This is a genomic window from Ectobacillus funiculus (genome assembly GCF_004138295.1).
Taxonomy (GTDB): domain Bacteria; phylum Bacillota; class Bacilli; order Bacillales; family Bacillaceae_G; genus Ectobacillus; species Ectobacillus funiculus.
In genome coordinates this window covers 1-4,278 of record NZ_SCFM01000114.1, presented here as the reverse complement: position 1 = coordinate 4,278, position 4,278 = coordinate 1, and the positions used below count along the sequence as shown (strand labels likewise).

4 protein-coding genes and 1 pseudogene are annotated in these 4,278 nt (G+C 45.4%); all 5 read left to right on the top strand.

The annotated features are described in order from the left end of the window. Positions 1 to 165: cation:dicarboxylate symporter family transporter (locus EP737_RS25035; protein WP_129732121.1), on the top strand; the 165-nt coding region annotated here is incomplete at its 5' end. An 11-nt stretch (positions 166 to 176) separates the two neighbouring features. After that, positions 177 to 428, top strand: a pseudogene (locus tag EP737_RS25030) (lyase family protein); the annotation flags it as partial. Between the two features lie 89 nt (positions 429 to 517). After that, positions 518 to 1,954, top strand: a complete 1,437-nt coding sequence (aspA, locus tag EP737_RS25025; RefSeq protein ID WP_129732119.1) for an aspartate ammonia-lyase — start codon at positions 518 to 520, stop codon at positions 1,952 to 1,954. 232 nt (positions 1,955 to 2,186) lie between these two features. Continuing rightward, positions 2,187 to 3,881, top strand: coding sequence for an NAD-dependent malic enzyme (locus tag EP737_RS25020; RefSeq protein ID WP_129732117.1), 1,695 nt, complete (start codon positions 2,187 to 2,189; stop codon positions 3,879 to 3,881). A 50-nt stretch (positions 3,882 to 3,931) separates the two neighbouring features. Next, on the top strand, positions 3,932 to 4,278 hold a 347-nt coding region (locus EP737_RS25015), incomplete at its 3' end, for a fumarate hydratase (RefSeq protein WP_205651025.1).

Genomic DNA, 4,278 nt, shown 5'->3' with positions numbered 1-4,278 from the left:
GCTTTAATTGCTGGTATCGACCGTATTTTAGATATGGTTCGCACCTCTGTGAACGTATTAGGAAATGCATTAGCAGCGATTTCAATGGCGAAATGGGAGGGTGAATTTGATACAGACAAAGCACAACGTTATGTGGATTCCGTTAAAGACTCAAAGGTTGCATAAGAAACTAGGAGAAGAATTCGAATGATGTTTTTCTGACTGTGATTCACATTGCAGCATGAAATATGTTAGAGAAATTATGGGACACAATAGAATATATGCAAGACGTATTTGAATAAAAAGCAAAGGAATTTGACTATGTCATTGAAATGGGTCGCGTGCACCTGCAGAACGCTGTACCAATTCGTTTAGGAGAAGGGTTTGAAGCGTATTCCCGCGTGCTTGCCCGTGATATAAGAGGAATCAAACAATCACGTCAGCATTTGGGAGGATGAATTTAATACAGATAAAGCACGATGCTATGTGGATTCCGTTAAAGACGCAAAAGTTGTATAAGAAATAGGAGGAGAATTCGATGGAAGTAACTGAAAAAAAACCGAATATGCGGATTGAAAAGGATTTCTTAGGAGAAAAAGAGGTGCCAGTGGATGCTTATTATGGCATTCAAACATTGCGTGCTGTGGAGAACTTTCCGATCACAGGATATACCATTCATGAAGAACTCATTAAGGCTTTAGCCATTGTCAAAAAGGCGGCGGCTCTTGCCAATATGGAAACAGAGCGTCTGTACGAAGGGACAGGTAAGGCGATTGTGCAGGCTGCTCAAGAAATCATTGACGGCAAATGGCACGATCATTTCATTGTCGATCCAATTCAAGGAGGCGCAGGAACATCGATAAACATGAATGCGAATGAGGTCATTGCCAATCGCGCGCTTGAGCTGATCGGAAAAGAAAGAGGAGACTATTTCCATATCAGTCCAAACAGTCATGTGAACATGTCCCAGTCTACAAATGATGCTTTTCCGACTGCGATTCACATTGCAACATTGAATATGTTAGAGAAATTATTGAGCACAATAGAGTATATGCAAGACGTATTTGAACAAAAAGCAAAGGAATTTGACCATGTTATCAAAATGGGCCGCACGCACCTGCAGGATGCTGTACCAATTCGTTTAGGTCAAGAGTTCGAAGCGTATTCCCGCGTGCTTGTCCGTGATATAAAGCGTATCAAACAATCACGCCAGCATTTATATGAGGTGAATATGGGCGCAACGGCAGTGGGAACTGGTTTGAATGCAGATCCTCGCTACATTGAACGCGTAGTCGAGTATCTTGCTGACATTAGCGGCTTGTCCCTTGTTGGAGCAGAGCACCTTGTAGATGCAACACAAAATACAGACGCTTATACGGAAGTATCGGCTGCACTCAAAGTATGCATGATGAATATGTCTAAAATTGCCAATGACTTGCGATTGATGGCTTCTGGTCCTCGCGCCGGACTGGGCGAGATTACTTTACCTGCCCGTCAGCCGGGCTCATCCATTATGCCTGGGAAAGTCAACCCGGTCATGCCTGAGGTTATTAATCAAGTAGCGTTCCAAGTAATTGGAAATGATCATACAATTTGCCTTGCATCTGAAGCAGGACAGCTGGAATTGAATGTTATGGAGCCTGTTCTCGTGTTTAATTTGCTTCAATCCATCAGTATTATGAATCAAGCATTCCGTGCGTTTACAGACTATTGCTTAAAGGGAATTAAAGCAAACGAAGAAAGAATGAAGGAATATGTGGAAAAGAGTGCGGGCCTTATTACAGCGGTGAATCCTCATATCGGTTATGAGGTTGCTGCACGCATAGCGAGAGAGGCGATCTTGAACGGGAAGCCGATTCGCGAACTATGCTTGCAATATGACGTATTATCGGAAGAAGAACTCAATTTAATTTTGGATCCTTACGAAATGACACACCCAGGTATTGCAGGTGCAGTTCTTTTCGAAAGACAGTAAACTGGCACATGTTAAGAAAAAGGGCGTAGTAGCCCTTTTTTTCTTGATATAAGGGATACGTCTAGCTTCACCGGTTAGGTGTTGCTATCTAAGAATCTCCGTCACAAAAAGGAAAGCGCCTTTTACTCCGGCCATCCCTACGCTGCCATAAAAGGCGGGCCTTGTCCGCTTTTCTTACTGGATATGTACAGGGATCAACAGCAGAATTTTAATTGAAAAAGGAAGGGATTATATGTGTAAATTCACGGTTACTCCGAATGGGGAAGTAGAAACTGCTTTGCGCGGCGCGGAATTGTTAGCTGTCCCTTTGTTGAACAAAGGGGTTGCATTCACGCAGGAGGAGAGAGAGGAGCTGGGTTTAACAGGATTATTGCCGCCGGCGGTGCTGACGCTTGATGAGCAAGCGCGCCGCGCTTATGAACAATTCTCCTCGCAGCCGAGCGATTTGCATAAAAATGTAACGATATCGGCGCTCCATGACCGAAACGAAGTCTTATTTTACCGTGTGCTGACGGATCATTTGTCTGAAATGCTTCCCATTGTTTATACACCGACGGTCGGGCTGGCGATCCAGCGCTACAGCAACGAATACCGTCGGCCGCGCGGCGTATATTTATCCATCAATGATGTAAGCGGTATGGAACAGGCATTTAAAAATTTCAGCTCGAGTGTAGAAGATATCGATTTAATCGTCATTACTGACGGGGAAGGGATTTTAGGAATCGGCGACTGGGGCGTTGGTGGTATTAATATCGCAATCGGCAAATTGGCTGTTTATACTGCAGCAGCTGGAATCGATCCTGGTCGTGTGATGCCTGTCATTTTAGATGTGGGCACAGATTGTGAAGAACTTCTAAACAATCCGTTCTATATTGGGAATCGCCATCCGCGTGTTCGGGACGAGCGGTATGATGCGTTCATCGAGCAGTTTGTAAGCACGGCGTCAAGAATGTTTCCTCACGCCTTGTTGCATTGGGAGGATTTTAGCTCCAAAAATGCACGAAACATTTTAGAGAAGTATCGGGATAAGGTTTGCACATTCAATGATGATATACAAGGTACAGGAGCCGTATCGCTTGCTGCTGTGCTGGCAGCAGTGCAGGCTTCCGGTATTCCGCTGCGTGAACATCGCGTTGTCGTATTCGGTGCAGGTACGGCTGGTATCGGAATTGCCGATCAGGTACGCGATGCGATGGTGCGCGAAGGGCTTTCATGGGAAGAGGCGAATCGCAGATTTTGGTGCATTGACCGGAACGGTTTGCTGGCAGATGATATGAACGGCTTGTATGACTTCCAGCGTCCGTATGCACGTCCTGCCGAAGAAGGCAACGCGGGAGCGGGCTTGGCTGAAGTCGTTCGTCAAGTGCATCCGACTATTTTAATCGGAACTTCAACTGTTGCGGGAGCGTTCACCGAAGATATTGTGAAAGAAATGGCAGCACACGTTGAAAGGCCGGTAATTTTGCCTATGTCCAACCCAACACCGTTGGCGGAGGCAAAGCCTGCTGATTTAATTCAGTGGACAGAGGGACGAGCTCTAGTGGCAACAGGAAGTCCGTTCCCTCCCGTAACATATAACAAAACAGTGTATGTAATCGGACAATCGAATAACGCTCTTATCTTCCCAGGACTTGGGCTTGGAACGAACGTGTCCCGTGCCAGTATCATTACTGACGGCATGTTTGTGGCGGCGGCGAAAGCGGTGACAAGCATGATTGATGTAAGCAAGCCGGGGGCGCCGTTACTTCCGCAAATCGAGAATCTTCGCGCCGTTTCAGAAATCGTTGCGATAGAAGTGGCAAAAGCGGCAGTTGCCGATGGTGTGGCACGAATGAAACATGCCGATATAAAGCAAGCGGTTCGAAACGCAATGTGGGAGCCGGTCTATCGGCCTATAAAAGCGGCAAAAGAAACAGTTATAGGATAAATCAAATCGTGAAAATGTTTAGATATCGTTCTCATTCAGGGGGAAATGAAATGGAAAAGCTTCAAGAAAGCATGTATAAGTTAATCGTTGAGACTTCTACGAACCTGCCAAAGGATGTCCGCCGTGCCATTCAGCGTGCAAAGGAGAAGGAAAGTGCAGGTACTCGTTCGGCAATGGCACTTCATACCATTACAAATAATATTAAGATGGCGGATGATAATATTTCGCCTATTTGTCAGGATACAGGAATGCCAACATTTAAAATAAAAACACCGGTTGGCGTAAATCAGCTCGTTATTAAAGAAGCAATTTATGGGGCGATTGAGCAAGCGACAAAGGATGGAAAGCTTCGTCCGAATTCTGTTGATTCCCTATTTGGCAATAACAGCGGCAACAA

Excerpts from the sequence above, each read along its gene's own strand:
- aspA (WP_129732119.1), top strand. The coding sequence starts at position 518 with ATGGAAGTAACTGAAAAAAAACCGAATATGCGGATTGAAAAGGATTTC.
- EP737_RS25020 (WP_129732117.1), top strand. The coding sequence starts at position 2,187 with ATGTGTAAATTCACGGTTACTCCGAATGGGGAAGTAGAAACTGCTTTG.